General features: G+C 71.9%; 20 protein-coding genes. 10 read left to right on the plus strand and 10 right to left on the minus strand.

Features of this window, described 5'->3' with window-relative positions; genetic code table 11:
- Together AQI70_RS33545 and AQI70_RS33550 are read right to left on the minus strand one after the other, a co-directional pair.
- Window positions 1–603, minus strand: a 603-nt coding sequence (locus tag AQI70_RS33545) for a maltotransferase domain-containing protein (protein WP_159042731.1), incomplete at its 3' end; no start/stop codon positions are given.
- Window positions 604–673: 70 nt separating this feature from the next.
- The gene (locus AQI70_RS33550; RefSeq protein WP_062156228.1) at window positions 674–979 is read right to left on the minus strand and encodes a DUF5133 domain-containing protein; all 306 of its coding nucleotides are present in this window, start codon (window positions 977–979) and stop codon (window positions 674–676) included.
- Between the two features lie 296 nt (window positions 980–1,275).
- Here AQI70_RS33550 and AQI70_RS33555 point away from each other — a divergent pair, with 296 nt between their 5' ends.
- Both AQI70_RS33555 and glgX read left to right on the plus strand, forming a co-directional pair.
- Window positions 1,276–1,788 carry a hypothetical protein gene (locus AQI70_RS33555; protein WP_062156229.1) on the plus strand — a complete coding sequence of 171 codons (513 nt, stop codon included), beginning with the start codon at window positions 1,276–1,278 and terminating at the stop codon, window positions 1,786–1,788.
- Between the two features lie 23 nt (window positions 1,789–1,811).
- The gene (gene glgX, locus AQI70_RS33560) at window positions 1,812–3,929 is read left to right on the plus strand and encodes a glycogen debranching protein GlgX (protein WP_062156230.1); all 2,118 of its coding nucleotides are present in this window, start codon (window positions 1,812–1,814) and stop codon (window positions 3,927–3,929) included.
- A 51-nt stretch (window positions 3,930–3,980) separates the two neighbouring features.
- Here glgX and AQI70_RS33565 read toward each other — a convergent pair whose 3' ends face one another.
- On the minus strand, window positions 3,981–4,784 hold the full coding sequence (locus tag AQI70_RS33565) for a VOC family protein (RefSeq protein WP_062156231.1): 804 nt from the start codon (window positions 4,782–4,784) through the stop codon (window positions 3,981–3,983).
- Window positions 4,785–4,956: 172 nt separating this feature from the next.
- Here AQI70_RS33565 and AQI70_RS33570 point away from each other — a divergent pair, with 172 nt between their 5' ends.
- On the plus strand, window positions 4,957–5,289 hold the full coding sequence (locus AQI70_RS33570) for an ANTAR domain-containing protein (protein ID WP_004004026.1): 333 nt from the start codon (window positions 4,957–4,959) through the stop codon (window positions 5,287–5,289).
- 16 nt (window positions 5,290–5,305) lie between these two features.
- On the opposite strand, the gene AQI70_RS33575 is transcribed toward AQI70_RS33570, so the two are convergent.
- On the minus strand, window positions 5,306–6,097 hold the full coding sequence (locus AQI70_RS33575; protein ID WP_062156232.1) for an RNA polymerase sigma factor SigF: 792 nt from the start codon (window positions 6,095–6,097) through the stop codon (window positions 5,306–5,308).
- A 281-nt stretch (window positions 6,098–6,378) separates the two neighbouring features.
- Between AQI70_RS33575 and AQI70_RS33580 the strand changes: the two genes are divergently transcribed.
- The 4 genes from AQI70_RS33580 to AQI70_RS33595 all read left to right on the plus strand — a co-directional run bounded on the left by AQI70_RS33580 (window position 6,379) and on the right by AQI70_RS33595 (window position 9,210).
- The gene (locus AQI70_RS33580; RefSeq protein WP_062156233.1) at window positions 6,379–6,834 is read left to right on the plus strand and encodes a MarR family winged helix-turn-helix transcriptional regulator; all 456 of its coding nucleotides are present in this window, start codon (window positions 6,379–6,381) and stop codon (window positions 6,832–6,834) included.
- Window positions 6,831–7,679, plus strand: coding sequence for an ABC transporter ATP-binding protein (locus tag AQI70_RS33585; RefSeq protein ID WP_062156234.1), 849 nt, complete (start codon window positions 6,831–6,833; stop codon window positions 7,677–7,679). Before AQI70_RS33580 ends, AQI70_RS33585 begins: the two co-directional genes overlap by 4 nt.
- Entirely contained in the window at window positions 7,639–8,499 is an 861-nt protein-coding gene (locus AQI70_RS33590) for an ABC transporter permease (protein ID WP_062156235.1), read from the plus strand. Before AQI70_RS33585 ends, AQI70_RS33590 begins: the two co-directional genes overlap by 41 nt.
- 189 nt (window positions 8,500–8,688) lie before the next feature.
- Window positions 8,689–9,210 carry a hypothetical protein gene (locus tag AQI70_RS33595; protein WP_062156236.1) on the plus strand — a complete coding sequence of 174 codons (522 nt, stop codon included), beginning with the start codon at window positions 8,689–8,691 and terminating at the stop codon, window positions 9,208–9,210.
- 21 nt (window positions 9,211–9,231) lie between these two features.
- On the opposite strand, the gene hemC is transcribed toward AQI70_RS33595, so the two are convergent.
- Complete coding sequence (gene hemC / locus AQI70_RS33600) at window positions 9,232–10,167, minus strand: hydroxymethylbilane synthase (protein ID WP_062156342.1); 936 nt, start codon at window positions 10,165–10,167, stop codon at window positions 9,232–9,234.
- Between the two features lie 17 nt (window positions 10,168–10,184).
- Window positions 10,185–10,427 carry a hypothetical protein gene (locus AQI70_RS40470; protein WP_062156237.1) on the minus strand — a complete coding sequence of 81 codons (243 nt, stop codon included), beginning with the start codon at window positions 10,425–10,427 and terminating at the stop codon, window positions 10,185–10,187.
- Here AQI70_RS40470 and AQI70_RS38850 point away from each other — a divergent pair.
- A complete protein-coding gene (locus tag AQI70_RS38850; protein WP_425264652.1) occupies window positions 10,413–10,580 on the plus strand; it encodes an ArsR/SmtB family transcription factor in 168 nt (55 codons plus the stop codon). The genes AQI70_RS40470 and AQI70_RS38850 overlap by 15 nt on opposite strands.
- Here the strand turns inward: AQI70_RS38850 and AQI70_RS33610 are convergent.
- From AQI70_RS33610 to AQI70_RS33625, 4 genes are all read right to left on the minus strand, one after another.
- Window positions 10,561–11,577 carry a questin oxidase family protein gene (locus tag AQI70_RS33610; RefSeq protein WP_062156343.1) on the minus strand — a complete coding sequence of 339 codons (1,017 nt, stop codon included), beginning with the start codon at window positions 11,575–11,577 and terminating at the stop codon, window positions 10,561–10,563. The genes AQI70_RS38850 and AQI70_RS33610 overlap by 20 nt on opposite strands.
- Before the next feature lie 102 nt (window positions 11,578–11,679).
- Window positions 11,680–12,456 (minus strand): NPP1 family protein, encoded by a 777-nt coding sequence (locus AQI70_RS33615; RefSeq protein ID WP_062156238.1) that lies wholly within the window; start codon window positions 12,454–12,456, stop codon window positions 11,680–11,682.
- A 211-nt stretch (window positions 12,457–12,667) separates the two neighbouring features.
- A complete protein-coding gene (ligD, locus tag AQI70_RS33620) occupies window positions 12,668–13,648 on the minus strand; it encodes a non-homologous end-joining DNA ligase (RefSeq protein ID WP_062156239.1) in 981 nt (326 codons plus the stop codon).
- Window positions 13,649–13,722: 74 nt separating this feature from the next.
- Complete coding sequence (locus tag AQI70_RS33625; protein WP_062156240.1) at window positions 13,723–14,409, minus strand: response regulator transcription factor; 687 nt, start codon at window positions 14,407–14,409, stop codon at window positions 13,723–13,725.
- Between the two features lie 323 nt (window positions 14,410–14,732).
- On the opposite strand from AQI70_RS33625, the gene AQI70_RS33630 reads away from it, so the two are divergent.
- Window positions 14,733–15,383 (plus strand): TetR/AcrR family transcriptional regulator, encoded by a 651-nt coding sequence (locus tag AQI70_RS33630; protein WP_062156344.1) that lies wholly within the window; start codon window positions 14,733–14,735, stop codon window positions 15,381–15,383.
- A gap of 73 nt (window positions 15,384–15,456) precedes the next feature.
- On the plus strand, window positions 15,457–16,209 hold the full coding sequence (locus tag AQI70_RS33635; RefSeq protein WP_062156241.1) for a response regulator transcription factor: 753 nt from the start codon (window positions 15,457–15,459) through the stop codon (window positions 16,207–16,209).
- Window positions 16,210–16,253 lie beyond the last annotated feature (44 nt).

Genomic DNA, 16,253 nt, shown 5'->3' on the forward strand with positions numbered 1-16,253 from the left:
CACCAGCAGCGGCAGCGGATCCGACGCGGTGACCAGATCCCGCAGCGGATACCGCCCCAGCACCGCGTCCACGTTCGCCGCGAACGCCGCCGCCAGCCGTGACTCGGGCGGCAGCGAGTCGTCCCGCAACGCCTCCGCGGCGGCCAGCACGGTCGCCCGCCCCGCCTTGTCGGGCACCCCGGCCGCCGCACGCTCGTACAGCTCGCCGCCCTGCTCCAGGACCAGTCCGACGTCGATGCCGGCCGGCACCTTGATGGAGGCGGTGCGGCGCCAGGTGGTCACCGGGTCGCTCCAGGCCTCCACATGGAACGTCCAGCGCCCGACCGCGGACGGCGTCACCTTGGCGCCCCAGCGGTCGAGGCCGGGGGCCAGTTCATGCATCGGCGTCCACGGGCCGGGCCGGCCGTCCGGATCCGTCAGGACGACATTGGCGGCGACGGCGTCATGGCCCTCGCGGAACACGGTGGCGGTGACCTCGAAGGTCTCTCCCGCGACCGCCTTCGCCGGATACCTGCCGCATTCCACGGCCGGCCGCACATCCCGTACCGGGATGCGGCCGATGGCTGCGGCCTTGGTCCCGGCCCTGGTCTTGGTCCTGCCCATGGTTCACCTCCGCCGTGCTCGAGGCCGGGCACGAAGCCCGGCCGGGGGTCGAAGCTGCGCCGGAAGGTGTCTACCTCCCCGCAAGGAAACGCCACCGCCGTGTTCTGGGCGGGCCCCGCCGCGCGGTGACGCCGGTAGCGCGGGGCCGTTCGTCCTGCTCCCCGAGATAGGCGGCCAGGGTGCTGCGCAGATAGCGCTCCGCGGCGTCCGCCGCCTCGCGCGCACAGCGCTTGCCCATCAGCACGCACAGCGTGTAGCCGGCGTCCTCGAAGGTGGAGCGCACCGCGAGGTCGGCCGGGGCCGCGAGCATGGCGCGTTCCCAGGCCCGGTATCGCCGCAGTTGCCGGGCGACTTCGGCTTTGGCCGGTAGCAGCATGGGGCCGTTCACCTTCCGGGCTCGATGGCACGTCTCCCGACCGTCGGGCGGAACCCGTGCGCGCATACGCACGGGTTCCGTTACGGGCATCGAGGTCTTCACACATGGTGCATGGTCGACGACGCAGCGTCCTGTTGGAGCTTCAACTACCTCAGATGTCGTCTCGTGTTGCACGAATGGACTACCGCACACACCCTGGAGTGACTCAGAAGCGATCGATGCTCACGCTCCGTGTTCGGGGCCCGTCCCGCAGGGGCGAGGAGAGCGGGAGCTTTCGCGGTGAGGAGGTAACGACGGTGAAGACCGCAGTGCCCTGCTACTACCACCTCGACGTGGAAGTCAGCCCCGAACGGGTGGGACAGGTCAGCCGCATTCTGGCCGCTCACCTCCGGTACTGGGACCTGGAGACGCTTGTGGACCCCGTCTGCCGCGGTACGGAGATGCTGCTGCGGGCCATCGACGAGCACGCGACGGACAAGAACACATCGATCGAGATGTGGTGGAACGGCCAGCACCTCATCACCGCCATCGGCGACCACGACCGCGCCCTGCGCCCCGATCACGAACTGCGCGACTGCCTGCAGCACCTCGCCGCGATGAGCGACGGCTGGGGCTGCTGCGCCACCGAGACCGGCAGCAAGGTCATCTGGTTCTCGCAGCGCGCCCGGGCCGGCGAACGCGCCCCGCTCGTGCCGGCGGCGCCCGCGCCCAGCCTGCGCGCGGCGCGCCCTGTGCCCCGCGAGGTGCCCGTCACGGCCATCGCCGACGCGGCCGGCATCCGGGACGGCGTCCTGGAGGAGGCCCGGTGACCCCGCGACGGAGCCGCACTGGGGTGTCCGCGTGGAGCGGGCACCCCTACCCGCTGGGAGCCGCCTTCGACGGACAGGGCACCAACTTCGCCCTGTTCAGCGAGGTCGCCGAACGCGTCGAGCTGGTCCTCGTCGACGACAAGGGCCGGCACACGGCCGTTCCGCTGACCGAGGTGGACGGCTTCGTGTGGCACGGCTACCTGCCCGGCGTCGGCCCCGGACAGCGCTACGGCTACCGGGTCCACGGCCCCTGGGACCCGGACCTCGGCCACCGGTGCAATCCGGCGAAGCTGCTGCTGGACCCGTACAGCCGGGCGGTGGACGGCCAGGTGGACAACCACGCCTCCCTCTTCGAGCGCACCCCGGGCGCCCCGTCCCCGGCCGACAGCGCCGGGCACACCATGCTCGGCGTGGTGACCGACCCGTACTTCGACTGGGGCGACGACCGTCCGCTGCGGCGGCCGTACGCCGACACCGTCATCTACGAGGCGCACGTACGGGGCATGACCCGCACCCACCCCGACGTCCCGCCGGAACTGCGCGGCACCTACGCCGGACTCGCGCACCCCGCGGTCGTCGAGCACCTGACGTCCCTCGGGGTGACCGCCGTCGAGCTGATGCCGGTGCACCAGTACGTCCAGGACGGCGTGCTGCAGGGCCGGGGCCTGTCCAACTACTGGGGCTACAACACGATCGGCTTCTTCGCGCCCCACAACGGCTACGCCGCCCACGGCACCCGCGGTCAGCAGGTGAACGAGTTCAAGTCGATGGTGAAGGCGCTGCACGCGGCCGGCCTCGAAGTGATCCTGGACGTGGTCTACAACCACACCGCCGAGGGCAACGAGCGCGGCCCGACCCTCTCCTTCCGCGGCATCGACAACGCCTCGTACTACCGCCTGGTCGACGGCGACTGGGCGCACTACTACGACACCACCGGCACCGGCAACAGCCTGCTGATGCGCCACCCGTACGTGCTGCAGCTGATCATGGACTCGCTGCGCTACTGGGTCACCGAGATGCACGTCGACGGCTTCCGCTTCGACCTCGCGGCCACCCTGGCCCGGCAGTTCCACGAGGTGGACCGGCTCTCGGCGTTCTTCGACCTGATCCAGCAGGACCCGGTGATCAGCAGGGTCAAGCTGATCGCCGAGCCGTGGGACGTCGGCGAGGGCGGCTACCAGGTGGGCAACTTCCCGCCGCTGTGGTCGGAGTGGAACGGCAAGTACCGGGACGCCGTACGGGACTTCTGGCGCGGCGAGCCGGGCTCGCTCGGCGAGTTCGCCTCCCGGCTCACCGGCTCCTCCGACCTGTACGCGCACAGCCGGCGCCGGCCGCGCGCCAGCGTCAACTTCGTCACCGCCCACGACGGGTTCACCCTGCGCGACCTCGTCTCGTACAACGACAAGCACAACGAGGCCAACGGCGAGGGCAACCGGGACGGCGAGAGCCACAACCGGTCCTGGAACTGCGGGGCCGAGGGCGAGACCCGCGACCCGGCCGTCCTGGCGCTGCGCGCCCGCCAGCAGCGCAACCTCATCGCCACGCTGATGCTCTCCCAGGGCATCCCCATGCTCTGCCACGGCGACGAACTCGGCCGCACCCAGGGCGGCAACAACAACGCCTACTGCCAGGACAACGAGGTCTCCTGGATCGACTGGCGGCTCACTGACGAGCAGCGCGCGCTCGCCGACTTCACCCGGTACGTCATCGGGCTGCGCGCTGCTCACCCCGTCCTGCGGCGCCGCCGTTTCTTCCAGGGCGAGACCGCGACCCGTCCGGAGCAGCCGCTGCCCGACCTGGTGTGGCTGCTGCCCGACGGGCGCGAGATGACGGACGAGGCCTGGCAGCGCTCCGACGCGCACTCCGTTGCCGTCTTCCTCAACGGCGACGCCATCGCCGAACCCGACTGGTGCGGGCAGCCCGTGGTGGACGACTCCTTCCTGCTGCTGCTCAACGGCTACTGGGAGCCGGTGGAGTTCCAGCTGCCGGACGTCACCTACGGCGAACGCTGGACGACCCTGGTCGACACCGGCGAGCCGCAGGGCCCCTCGGACGAGTCGGAGCACAAGCCGGGCACCCGCGTCCTGGTCGAGCGTCGCAGCCTGATGCTCCTGACGCGGCCCTCCCGTACAACGCCCTGAAGGGGCGCGGGGAACCGCGCGCCCCGGCCGGCTACCGCTCGTCTCTGCGGCTTACCGCTCGTGGCGCGAGGTCACGGTGAACTGCGCGCCGTCCGGATCCCGCAGGACCGCCTCGTCGCTCCCCTTCGACAGGACACTGCCGCCGTGCAGTTCCGCCGCCCGCGCGCAGCCCGACACGTCGGCGACCGCGAAGTGGACCTGCCAGTGCGGCCGGATCGTCGGGTCGGGGGCGGCCTCCAGCGCGCCGGACTCGATGCGGGCCACGATGGCTCCGCCGCTGCGCAGCACGACCTCGCCGCCCTCGTAGCGGACCTCGCAGCAGCCGGGCCGCTCCGACGCCCAGTCCAGGACCTCGCCGTAGAACATGGCGGCGTCGAAGGCGTCTCGGGTGTGCAGGCGGATGAAGGTCGGCGCGGCGCGCCGCCAGGTCTCCCAGTTCGAGATGAGTTCACCCTCCCAGACGCCGAACGTCGCGCCGTCCCGGTCGGCGAGCAGCGCCGCCCGTCCGGGCGGCAGGGAGAGCGGCCCGACCGCGGCCGTGCCGCCGCGCTCCTGCACCCGGGCCACCGCCTCGTCCGCGCTGGGCACGGCGAAGTAGGGCGTCCAGGCCACGGCCATCTGCCACATCGAGGCGACCGCGCCGATCCCCGCGACCGGCACGCTCTGCGCCAGCGCGATCCGGAAGCGGTCGCCCAGCTTGGCCGGCCGCCAGCGCCAGCCCAGCACCGCCGAGTAGAAGTCCTGGGTGGCCTCCAGGTCGCGGCTGGTCAGGCTCACCCAGCAGGGTGCGCCGAACACGGAGTGTGTGGACACGACCTCGGCCGTGCCTCGGGGGGTTCTCATGTCGTCGTTCATGGCAGTCGCGTCCTGGTCTCGCCCGCACCGGCGGCCACCGGTCCTTTCCCAGTGTCCAACCGGATCCGCTCCCGGGCCTGTCGAGTACCCCCGGCGTGGCGCCGAAACGACGGACAACGGCCGGCCTTCCGCTTCACTGGCACGCGAGCGGCAAAGAGACGAGGATGGAGGCGTGGCACCGGTACCGAACGAGCCGGCCGACGAGGCCGACCGGATCCTTGAGCTGGAAGAGCAGGTCGACCAGCTCAAAGAGGCCGTCGTCTCGCACGCGGTCGTGGACCAGGCGATCGGCATGATCGTCGCACTCGGCCGCCTGGCGCCGGAGCAGGGATGGGCGGTGCTGAAGGAGGTCTCCCAGCACACGAACATCAAGCTCCGCCGGGTCGCCGAACTGATTCTCCGCTGGGGCCGGGACGGCGAGATGCCGCCCGAAATCCGCGTCGAACTCGAAGACGCCCTGGAGCGTCACGGTCCGACGCAGATTCCGGGTTCGGCCCAGGAGTGACCCGCCCCTGCGGGGTTCACCGGGCCTCGGCGAGCAGCTCCTCGCGCAGTTGGGCGAAGCATCCGCTCAGCAGCCGGGAGACATGCATCTGGGAGATGCCGAGCTGCTGTGCGATACGGCTCTGGGTCATGCCGCCGAAGAAGCGGAGATAGAGGATGGTCCGCTCACGCTCCGGAAGCCGCTGCAGGCACGGCTTGACGGCCACCCGGTCGACGACCACGTCGTACGCCGGATCCGGACCGCCGATCGCGTCCCCCAGCGCATAGCCGTCGGTGCCGGGCATCTCGGCCTCCAGCGACAGCGCGGAGAAGCACTCCAGGGCCTCCATGCCGGCGCGCACCTCTCCCTCGCTCAGATGCGCGTGTTCGGCGATCTCGGCAACGGTGGGCGCCCGCCCGGGGGTCTGCTGCGACAGCTCCTTCGCGGAGCTCCGCACCCGGTTGCGCAGGTCCTGGACCCGGCGCGGCACATGCAGCGTCCACATGTGGTCGCGGAAGTGCCGCTTGATTTCGCCGGTGATGGTGGGCACCGCGTACGCCTCGAAGGCGTGGCCGCGAGCCGGGTCGTAGTGGTCCACGGCCTTCACCAGTCCCAGGGCCGCCACCTGGTACAGGTCCTCCAGGGATTCGCCGCGGCCCTTGAACCGGACCGCGATCCGCTCGGCCATGGGCAACCAGGCCTGAACCAGGTCGTCCCTGAGCGCCTTGCGTTCCGGCCCGTCGGGCAGTTCCACGAGCCGGTCGAACGCCTCGGCGGTGTCGGGGGCGTCGTCGTGCGGGTGCTGCTTCGTTCTGGTGGCGGCACTCATAGGTGCGCACCTCCTCAGCAGGTGCTGGCTGGACAGACACCGAGGGAGGCGCGGATTCGGACCCTCAGGAGACACCCAGGGGCCCGGCGGGCCGGCTCCCACGGACGTGCCTCCTGTCCGAAGCACATAACAGGGCATTCCCGGCACTCTGGTATCCGAAACACATTTCGTGAATGCGACTACGTGTTACGGCGGGGTGACGGTGTGTCCGGCCAGGAGGAGGGGTGACCTTGACCCTCCTTCGGCTCCATTACCTCTGTTACAGAGCTAATCTCGACGGCATGGACCAGGAGACCTTCCCGGAAGAGCTGGCCGACGCGCTCGTCGCCATCCAGCGGCTGATCCGGCGCAGGCTGCGGCGTCAGACGCCCGGGCCGCGGCTGCGCGGAGCCGAGGTGGAGCTGCTGCGCCTGGTCGTGGAGCGGCCCGGCATCGGCGTCTCGGACGCGGCCAAGGAGCTGCACCTGGCGGGCAACTCGGTCTCGACCCTGGTCAACCAGCTGGGCCGACAGGGCTATCTGGTCCGCCGGACGAACCCCGCCGACCGGCGCGCCGCCCGGCTGCTGCCCACCCCCGCGGCCGGGACTCGGCTGAACGAGTGGCGCAGACGGCGCGCCGAGCTCGTACGACGCCAGGTGTCGCGCCTCGACGAGGCGGACCGGGAGACGCTGCTCGCGGCGGTCCCTGCCCTGCGCAGGCTGGCGGACACACTGCACGAGGAGGTGGAGCGACCGTGACCCGAGACGGCGCCGAGGCCGTGGCCTGCACCGGGCTCGCCCATGCCTTCGGTGAGACCCGCGCGGTGGACGGACTCGACCTGACGGTCCGGGAGAGCGAGGTCTTCGGGCTGCTCGGCCCCAACGGCGCCGGAAAGACCACGGCGATCCGCTGCATGACCACCCTCCTGCCGGTGCCCGCCGGAATGGTCCGCGTCTTCGGCCACGACGCCGCGCGCGACCGGATGGCCGTAAGGCGTCTGCTCGGCTACGTCCCGCAGCAGCTGTCCGCCGACGCCGGCCTCACCGGCCGCGAGAACGTCGCCCTCTTCGCCCGCGTCTTCGACGTGCCCCGCCGCGAACGCGCCGAACGGGTCGGGCAGGCCCTGGCCGCGGTCGGCCTCGCCGACGCCGCCGACCGGCTCGCCGGCACCTACTCCGGCGGCATGGTCCGCCGGCTGGAACTCGCCCAGGCCCTGGTCAGCGCACCCCGGCTGCTGATCCTCGACGAACCGACCATCGGCCTCGACCCGATCGCCCGCACCGGCGTATGGGAGCACATCAACGCCGTGCGCGCCGCCACCGGCATGACCGTCCTGGTCACCACCCACTACATGGACGAGGCCGACCAGTACTGCGACCGGGTCGGCCTCATGCACCACGGCCGCATCCGGGCCCTCGGCACCCCGGCCGAGCTCAGGGAGGGGCTCGGCGCGCGCCGGCGTGCCGCGGGGGCGCCCGACACCGACCCGCTGCCCACGCTGGAGGACGTCTTCCGGGACATCGCCGGCAGCGGACTCGACGAGCAGTCAGGAGACTTCCGTGATGTCCGAAGCACCCGCCGCACAGCACGCCGCGTCGGCTGACGGGGACCGCCCCGAGGGCATCGGCCTGCTGCTGCGGCCGCCCGCACCCCGCGCCGGCTGGCGGCTGCTGCCCACCCGTGTCGTCGCCATGTGCGCCGTGGAACTGCAGAAGCTGCGCCACGACCGGACCGAGCTCTACACCCGCGCCGTCCAGCCCGCCCTCTGGCTGCTGATCTTCGGCCAGACCTTCACCCGGCTCCGGGCGATCCCCAGCGACGGCGTCCCCTACATCGACTATCTGGCCCCCGGCATCATCGCCCAGTCCGCGATGTTCGTCGCCATCTTCTACGGCATCCAGATCATCTGGGAGCGCGATGCCGGCATCCTCAACAAACTGCTGGTCACCCCGACCCCGCGCGCGGCCCTGATCACCGGCAAGGCGTTCGCGGCCGGGGTGAAGTCGCTCGTCCAGGCGGTCGTCGTGATCGTCATCGCCGCCGTACTGGGCGTGGCGCTGACCTGGAACCCGCTGAAGCTGCTCGGCGTCGCCGCGGTCGTCGTCCTCGGCTCGGCGTTCTTCTCCTGTCTGTCGATCACCATCGCCGGCATCGTCCTCAGCCGCGACCGGCTGATGGGCTTCGGGCAGGCCATCACGATGCCCCTGTTCTTCGGCTCCAACGCCCTCTACCCGCTGTCCGTGATGCCCGGCTGGCTCCAGGTCGTCAGCAAGGCCAACCCGCTCAGCTACCAGGTCGACGCCCTGCGCGGTCTCCTCCTCGGCACCCCCGCCCACCTCGCGCTCGATTTCGCCGTCCTGCTCGTGGCCGCCGCGCTCGGCATCACCGCGGCCTCCTCGCTGCTGGGCCGGCTGGCTCGCTGATCTTGGCGCGGAAAGTGATGTGCGGCACGTGTGTGAACACGGCCGCCAGGCCAGTAAGCGGATTCTTGCTGCCCACAGCTTGATCGGTGATCAAGGGGGCGAATCGGCTGGCCACAGCGCATTCTGCTCATTTGACAGTGCACGGAGCACACAGATAGGAAGCAGCTCTCTGAGGTCGAGAGGTGGACTGTGTACGAGCCGAACGTGGTCGGGGACTGGCACGAGTACGACGAGCATGCCGGTCTGCGTGTCCGCGTCCACCGTCTGGAAGCCGCCGAGCCGCCGCGCGGACGCGACGACGCCGCCGAGGGGCTGACCTACTTCAGGGTCCGCGTCACCGTCGAGAACCGTGGCGACCGGCACCTCGGCATCCACCTCGAGGACGGCCAGTTCGATGTGCGGATCGGCCCCGACGGCGAGGCGGCGTTCATCGACTGGCGCAACTCGCAGTTCATCGAGGGCTTCGACGTCTACCCGCTGCGCAGGGCCACGGCCCTGCTCTACGCCGCCGGACCGGAGGCGAGCCTGGGCCAGGTCGACCTCCAGATCCAGCTGCGGGTCGAGGAGGAGTGGACCGGCCGCCGGCTGTGGACCGGAGGCCTCGGCCTGCAGGAGGGCTCCGCCGGCGGGCACGCCGCGGCCCCGCGGGACGGCCTCGCGCACCAGGTGAGCAACTTCCTGCGGCAGCAGGCCGAAGAGGGCACCGCCTGACGCGCGAGCGACCCGGCCGCCTCAGTGCGGGATGCCGTCGATGATCTCGCGGGCCCCCTGCCGCAGCAGCGCCACGGCGACCGACGTACCGAGCGTGGCCGGGTCCAGCCGGCCGGCCCACTCGTGGGCGTTCAGCCGCGTCTTGCCGTCCGGGGTGAACACACACGCCCTCAGGGAGAGTTCGCCACCGCGGTCCACGCGCGCGTACCCGGCGATCGGGCTGTTGCAGTGTCCCTGCAGGACGTGCAGGAACATGCGCTCGGCGGTGGCCTCGCGATGGGTGTCCGGGTCGCCGAGCCCGCTGACGGCGTCGATGAGCTCGGTGTCGCCCTCCCGGCACTGCAGCGCGAGGATGCCCGCGCCGATCGGCGGCATCATCGTCTCGGTGGACAGGACCTCGCTGATCACGTCACCGCGCCCGATGCGCTCCAGTCCGGACACCGCGAGCAGCAGCGCGTCGGCCTCGCCGGCGGCCAGCTTCTCCAGCCGCCGGTTGGCGTTGCCGCGGAACGGCACGCACTGAAGGTGCGGGTGGGTGGCGGCGAGTTGGGCGACACGGCGCACCGACGAGGTGCCGATCCGGGTCCCGGCCGGCAGCTCGTCCAGCGTGAGCCCGCCGGGATGCACCAGGGCGTCACGGATGTCGTCGCGCTTGAGGAACGCGGCGAACGTCGTCCCCGCGGGCAGCGGCCGGTCGGCGGGGATGTCCTTGACGCAGTGCACGGCGAGATCGGCCTCACCCGCCAGCAGAGCGGCGTCCACCTCCTTGGTGAACGCCCCCTTGCCCTCCACCTGGGACAGGTCGCCCATCCACTTGTCACCGGTCGTCTTCACGGGCACGACCTCGGTGCGCACACCGGGGTGCAGGGCCGCCAACTCGGCACGGACGCGCTCCACTTGGGCGAGTGCCATCGGCGAGTCGCGGGAGACGATACGGATCAGTTCAGGGACGGACATGCGGACACGATAGTCCGTCACACCCCCGCGTCCGCACGGTACCGCCCCATTCCCGCACGCTCCCCGACGCCCGCGCGCACCGGCCAGGACAGCACCGCCAGTGCCCCCGCCGTGAGCAGCCCCCCGACCAGGAACGTGCCGCGCACCCCCACCACGGGCAGGAGTGCGCCCCCGAGCAGCGCACCGGCGGCGATCCCCGCGCCGCCCTCCTCGCCGACCTGACCGCCCCCTCCTCGACCACGACTCTGGCCCGCCGGCACGGCCTGGCCCCGTCGACCGTGTCGGCCCACCTCTCGGTGCTGCGCGAGGCGGGCCTGCTGGTGTCCCGGCGGCAGGGCCACTACGTGCTGTACGGGCGTACGGCCTTGGGCGATGCCGTCGTCGACGGGGATGTCAGACCAGAGGCGGGCTGAGCTCGACCGCCCGCAGCGCGGCCGCGAGGGCGGGTTCGTCGCCGACGTCCAGGGCCGTGTCGGCGAGTTTGATGACGTGCTCGTCGCCGTGGGCGAGGGCCCGCTCCAGGACCTCCTCCGGGGTGAGGCGGGCGGGCGGCGCGCAGGCGACCGGCTCGGCGGGGGTGTACATCGCGGTGACCGCCGCGGACGCCGTCCACGCCGCGTGCAGGCTAGGCGCCCACAGCTCGCGCGGCAGTGAATCCAGCGTCCGCAGCACGGCGTTGGGGGCGGTGGCCGCGTGCACGAGCATGGTCGGCTCGCCGTGGCCGTGGGTGGCGTAGCGGTGGGTCGTGGCACGGACGAGTTCGGTGAGGCGCTCTCGGGCCGTGTCCGGGTCGGTCACGTCGTCCGCCCACGCGGGCAGTGTGCGTACGGCGGACAGGCGGTTCCGGAATCCCACGTGCCCGGCCTCGATCGCGGGTACGGCGTCCAGGGACTCGCCGGCGGTCGGCGCACCCGGCAGGGTGCCGACGCCGGCCACGGGCTGGTGCCGCGCCGCCCAGTAGCCCAGTGCGTGCGCGAGTTCGGTGAGCCGCGGGGCGTTCTCCTGTGCTTCGAGGGCGCGTACGGCGTGGCCTGCCCGGATGACCGTGTGGGTGGCGCCGCCGTACATGCCGGGCAGCAGGCGCGGCCACCATTCGGCGAGGACGCTCCGCCAGGGCCGCTCGGCGAGCGAGCGGGAGAAGTGGTCGGTCCAGTCCGCGATCCGGCGCGGATCCCCCAGTGCCGCAGCCCAGTTGTCGTCCGTGACCGGGGCGACGCGGTCGGGGAAGTCCTCCAGCTTGCTCCGGTAGAGGTCCACCCACCGGTGGACCGCCCCCGCGTGGCCGTGCGCGGCGAGCGCCTCCACGACCATGGGGGCGTGGTTGGACAGCCAGCCCCCTCGTTCCGGGCCGGACGCGTGGAGACGTTCCAGGGCTTCTTCCAACTGCCCGCTTGTGTCGGTCGTGTTCATGCCGGTCACGCTAGACACCGGCTCACGGCCGCGGATCGGGCTCGGGAGGGAAGCGTGGCGGGGCCACGGACCTACGTCCCGAGCCCGACCTGGACCGCCCGATCAGGCGTACGGGTCGAACGCGATGCCGGACGGCTTCGCCGACGCGAGATGGTTGGCGAAGCTGGCGTCCTTCAGGCCGAAGTTGGCGCTGCCGAAGTTGTACGCGACCAGCTTGTCGCGCACGCCCGACGGGTAGCCGTTCCAGCCGACCAGCGGCGGGTACTGCCAGGTGCCCTTGTGGTTCTCCGGCGGCTCGTCGTTCGAGTTGGCCAGCCGGAAGCAGTGCGTGCTGATGCCGTCCTTGTGGTACACGATCTTCGCGTGGGTGCCGTAGAAGCGCACCGAGGACGCGGCGCTGATCGTGAACGAGCCGTGGTTGGACGTCGAGACGTACCGCACCGCGTTGTTCTGCACCCACACCACGACGTGCTCCCAGTCGTGCCGGTGCCCGCCGATGCTGCTGCCCGACACGGCCTGGTCCTTCTCGAAGTACAGGCCGTACATGTAGGCGCACCAGCCGTTGTTGCACTTGTAGCGCGAGTAGCCGTTGGTGTTGTCGAGGTCCGACGCGTCACGGCAGTCCCCGCTGAGCGAACCCGTCGGGCTGAGACCGCCGTTGACGGTGCCGTCGGGGCCGATGGCGGGAGTGGGGTAGCAGCCGTCGGTGTCGTAGTCGTAGGCCGGCTGGTACGTCTTCTCGGCCGCGTCGGCGTTCGCGGGCAGCGCCGCGGGCGGGGCCGCGAAGGCGGTGCTGGGGAAGGCGATGACGAGAGCGGCGGCGCCGGCCAGGCCGGTGAGCCATCTCCTGCGGTGCGTGCGGAACGTCTGTGACGCCACTGCGTCCTCCTCGTGATCCGGGCGCAGCCCAACGGCTGGTAGGCATAAGGCAGTTCAGGATCCCGGGAATTCACTTCCGCGCCAAGAGCCACGGGCGTACCGGCGGTAACGATCCGCGCAACACTTGGAGACCGACTTCGTCGAGCGGCGCCGGCTCGGGGACCCCCGTGTGAACGGCGCCTTTGACCGGCGCCTTCGGGCTGAACCCCCGTCACACACTCTCGTCCGGCAGGTCGGCCGCCGCGTCCTCCGGGGTGAGGTCGGGCCTGAGCCGTAGCCAGGACGGCTGGCGCAGCATCCCGGACCTGGTGCGGACGCTGTAGCGCACCTCGCCGACCAGCCGCGGCAGCACCCAGTGGGCGCCCGCCACCCGGGGCGCGGGAGTGAAGGGGCACACGTCCGACGCACTGGCCCGCAGCAGCTCGGCCAGCCGGGTCCGCTCGGCCTCGCTCCAGCCGGTGCCCACGCCGCCCACGTACCGCAGTCGCCCGCCCGCGTACTGCCCCACGAGCAGCGCGCCCGGCAGGCCGGTGAGCCGTCCCTTGCCGGGCAGCCAGCCCCCGACGATGACGTCCTCACTGCGCATGTTGCGGATCTTGATCCAGGCGCGGGACCGCACCCCGGGCTCGTACACCGAGTCCAGCCGCTTGCAGATCAGCCCCTCCAGACCGTGCTCGCGGGTCGCCCGCAGGGCCTCGGCGCCATGCCCGACCAGCGCGGCCGGCGTCGACCAGTACGGCCCGCCGAGGCCCAGCTCCTCCAGCCGGCCGCGGCGCCGGGTGTAGGGCAGCGTGACGAGGGAGCGGCCCGCCAGGTGCATCACGTCGAACAGCACCAGGTGGACCGGTGTCCTCGCCGCCATCCGCGCGGCCCGTGCGGGCGCGTGCGCCAGGCCCATGCGGGACTGCAGCAACTGGAAGTCGGCGCGGCCCTCTTCGTCCAGTGCGAGGATCTCCCCGTCCAGGACGGCGGGCGTGGTGCCGAGCGCGCCGCCCAGCGGCCCCAGTTCGGGATAGGCGGCCGTGATGTCCTCGCCGGAACGGGCGCGCAGCAGCAGGCTGCCGTCCCCTTCCAGATAGATCACCGCGCGCTGGCCGTCCTGCTTGGTCTCGTAGGCCCAGCGCGCGTCCTGCGCGGCGGGCGGCAGGGTGCCGGGCGTGGCGAGCATGGGAGGGATCAGCGGCAGGCTCACGGGTCAGTTGTCGACGGCCCCGCCCCCGGCCACGCGCTCCCAGTGCCGTTTTCCCCTGAACGGCGGGCGCAGCCTCAGGCGTCCCCGGCCGGCGGCACGGCCCGTACCAGACCCGACTGATAGGCCATCACGACCAGTTGGGCACGGTCGCGGGCGCCGAGCTTCGTCATCGCCCGGTGGACGTGGGTGCGCACGGTCAGCGGGCTGACGAAGAGCTTCTCGGCGATCTCCTCGTTGGAGTGGCCCTCGGCCACCCAGGCCATGACCTCCCGCTCCCGGGCGGTGAGGGCGGCGAGGCCCTCGGGCGCCGCCGACTGCGCGCTCTCGGCGGGCGAGGCCAGGAACCGCGTGATCAGCGTGCGGGTCGCGGTGGGGGAGAGCAGGGACTCACCGGCGGCCACGGTCCGGATGCCGTCCAGCAGCACGTCCGCGGTGACGTCCTTGCCGAGGAAGCCGCTCGCCCCGGCCCGCAGCGCCTGCGCGACGTACTCGTCGATCTCGAACGTGGTGAGGATCAGCACGCGCACCGCCGCGAGCTCCGGATCCGCACAGATCGCCGACGTGGCGGCCAGCCCGTCGGTGCCGGGCATGCGGATGTCCATGAGGACCAGGTCGGGGCGGTGGGTACGGGCGAGGTCGACGGCCTCGGCGCCGTCGGCGGCCTCGGCGACCACCTCCATGTCCGCGCAGGAGTCGATCAGGATCCGGAAGGTGGCCCGCAGGAGGGCCTGGTCGTCGGCGAGCAGTACACGGATGGTCATGGCGGTGTTCTTCCGGTTCCGGAGCGGTTGGGTTCAGCTTCCAGGGAACAGCCGGGGCGCGTCGTCGTGCGTCTGCCGACAATCGCCGGTACTCGCAACGCAGTACGTCCTGCGGCCGAGGTCCTCCCCCAGGCGGAGCGGGCCCCGCCCTCACCGCCGGCACGGCAGCCCCACCTCATGCCCGGCCTGCCGCACCGTCACCCGCTCCACCCCGCGCCCTACACTTTCAATCAGGTGACTTAGATTGTAGGCATGCGAAGTCACGGCGGCCCGAGGGACTGGCCGGCGTGGTGCTCAGGTGAAGTCCCGGTGCGGTGGTGATCATGGCGGGCAGGACCCTGCGGGAGGAACAGGTCAATACGACCCGAGCGCTGCTGCTGACCGCGGCCGAGCGGCTCTTCGCCGAGCACGGGGTGCACGCGGTGTCCAACCGCCAGGTCAGCGAGGCCGCGGGGCAGGGCAACAACACCGCGGTCGGCTACCACTTCGGCACCAAGACCGACCTGGTCCGCGCCATCGTCCGCAAGCACGCCACACGTATCGAGGAGAACCGCGCCCGACTGCTCGCCGGCCTGCGGGACCCCGACGACGTACGCGGCTGGGTGGACTGCCTGGTCCGCCCGGTGCTCGAACACCTCGCGGCGCTGGGCAGCCCCACCTGGTACGCCCGGTTCTGCGCGCAGGTCGTCTCCGATCCCGCGCTGCACCAGCTCATGGTCGAGGAGGCCCTCACCTCACCGTCGCTCCAGAGGATCGTCGAGGGCCTGAACCGGTGCCTGCCCGACCTCCCGGCCGAAGTCCGCGCCGAACGCGCCGAGATGGTCCGCCATCTGATCGTCCACGTGGCCGCCGAGCGTGAGCGCGCCCTCGCCGAGCACACCCCCACCCCACGGGCCACCTGGGACGACGCCGCCACGGGCCTCGCCGACGCCGTCGTCGGCATGTGGCTCGCGCCCGTCACACCGGGCCGCTGACGCCCCGCACAAGGAGTACGACCGTGACAGCGACTGACGGGCAGGGCCGCCGCGGCACCGGACGGGGCGGGTTATGAGCCCTCGGCAGACCGCCTCACCCACGGACGGCACCGCCGGGACGAGGCCCGCCCTCGCGCGCGGCGCCGGCCAGCACGTACTGATCGTCGCCCACGAGCCCGACCTCGCCGAACTGCTCTCGACCACCCTGGAGCCGGCCGGCTACCGGATCAGCCTCAGCGCGACCGGCGCCGAGGCGCTGGCGGGGATCGCGAAGCGGCGCTTCGACCTGGTCGTCTTCGACGCCGACGTGCCGGACACGGGGAATTTCGACCGCGAGCGCCGCCCAGGGCTCCCGTATCGCCCGCCCGTCCTCCTCCTCACCGAATGCACCTCCCTGGACCGGCTCGTGCCCGAACTCGGCCCGGGGGAGCGGGACTACGTCACCAAGCCGTTCCGGGTGGCCGAAGTCCTCGCCCGGATCCAGGTGCTGCTGCGCGGCGCCCGTCCCGGCCCGCCCCGGGGCAATCCCCTGCACCTCGGCGACCTCGTGCTGGACGACACCGTGTGCCGGGCGCGGCGCGGGACGCGGGCGCTCGATCTCACGCCCGCGGAGTACCGGCTGCTGCGCCATCTCCTGGTCAACGCGCACCGGGTGCTGTCCAAGGAGCAGATCGGCCGCCACATCTGGGGCGAGCACCGCGGCGACAACGCGATCGAGCAACTCGTCTCCCGCCTGCGCCGCAAGGTGGACCGGGACGCCCCGGCGCTGATCCACACCCGCCGCGGCTTCGGCTACTGGCTGGGCCGGCCCGACATCGGCTCCTGACGTCCGGCAGCCGAGTGAAGCGGTGTGATCTGGAGCACGTCAGT

The sequence above is a fragment of the Streptomyces curacoi genome, assembly GCF_001513975.1.
GTDB classification, from domain to species: domain Bacteria; phylum Actinomycetota; class Actinomycetes; order Streptomycetales; family Streptomycetaceae; genus Streptomyces; species Streptomyces curacoi.

Coding starts and splice junctions, on each gene's coding strand:
- hemC (WP_062156342.1), bottom strand. CDS start 10,167: ATGTCCGTCCCTGAACTGATCCGTATCGTCTCCCGCGACTCGCCGATG.
- AQI70_RS33635 (WP_062156241.1), top strand. CDS start 15,457: ATGAGCCCTCGGCAGACCGCCTCACCCACGGACGGCACCGCCGGGACG.
- AQI70_RS33610 (WP_062156343.1), bottom strand. CDS start 11,577: ATGAACACGACCGACACAAGCGGGCAGTTGGAAGAAGCCCTGGAACGT.
- AQI70_RS33565 (WP_062156231.1), bottom strand. CDS start 4,784: ATGAACGACGACATGAGAACCCCCCGAGGCACGGCCGAGGTCGTGTCC.
- AQI70_RS33580 (WP_062156233.1), top strand. CDS start 6,379: ATGGACCAGGAGACCTTCCCGGAAGAGCTGGCCGACGCGCTCGTCGCC.
- AQI70_RS33575 (WP_062156232.1), bottom strand. CDS start 6,097: ATGAGTGCCGCCACCAGAACGAAGCAGCACCCGCACGACGACGCCCCC.
- AQI70_RS33630 (WP_062156344.1), top strand. CDS start 14,733: ATGGCGGGCAGGACCCTGCGGGAGGAACAGGTCAATACGACCCGAGCG.
- AQI70_RS33590 (WP_062156235.1), top strand. CDS start 7,639: ATGTCCGAAGCACCCGCCGCACAGCACGCCGCGTCGGCTGACGGGGAC.
- AQI70_RS33625 (WP_062156240.1), bottom strand. CDS start 14,409: ATGACCATCCGTGTACTGCTCGCCGACGACCAGGCCCTCCTGCGGGCC.
- AQI70_RS33550 (WP_062156228.1), bottom strand. CDS start 979: ATGCTGCTACCGGCCAAAGCCGAAGTCGCCCGGCAACTGCGGCGATAC.